A 757-nucleotide genomic window follows, 5' to 3' on the forward strand; every position below is an offset into this window, starting at 1 on the left:
TTTCTGCCTGACCAACCTCATCGAATGCCATGACGATCACCGCTGCGCCATAACGACGGATCAGTTTAGCTTGCTCAACAAATTTCTCTTTGCCTTCCTTCAAAGAGATAGAGTTCACAATGCCTTTACCTTGAATGCATTTCAGACCCGCTTCGATCACTTCCCATTTGGAAGAGTCGACCATGATTGGCACTTTGGAGATTTCTGGTTCTGAGGCACATAGGTTTAGAAAACGCACCATACAAGCCTGTGCGTCTAACATCCCCTCATCCATGTTGATGTCGATGATTTGGGCACCATTTTCCACTTGCTGACGCGCGACTTCTAATGCTTCGTCATACTGTTCTTCTTTGATCAAACGTTTAAAGCGAGCAGAACCTGTGACGTTAGTTCGCTCACCGACATTGATGAATAAAGTCTCTTTCTCAATCGTTAATGGCTCTAATCCGGAGAGACGACAAGCAACAGGCAAATCTGGCAAAGCGCGAGGTGTAACACCTTCAACGGCCTGCGCCATTTGGCGAATATGCTCCGGCGTTGTACCACAACAGCCACCAATCAGATTTAAAAAGCCGCTGCTAGCCCACTCTTTTACATGCTCTGCCATATCTTCTGGAGAAAGGTCATATTCTCCAAAAGCATTCGGCAAACCTGCGTTAGGGTGCGCGGAAACAAATGATTCAGAAATACGAGAAAGCTCTTCCACGTATGGGCGCAGTTCATCGGGCCCCAATGCACAGTTAAGACCGAAAGATAA

At 46.9% G+C, this 757-nt stretch carries 1 protein-coding gene; it reads right to left on the reverse strand.

Features of this window, described 5'->3' with window-relative positions; genetic code table 11:
• Positions 1 to 757 (reverse strand): dihydropteroate synthase (locus R7044_RS25105; RefSeq protein ID WP_225455983.1); only part of this gene is annotated, 757 nt, incomplete at both ends.

This window comes from Vibrio sp. 1402, assembly GCF_033340275.1.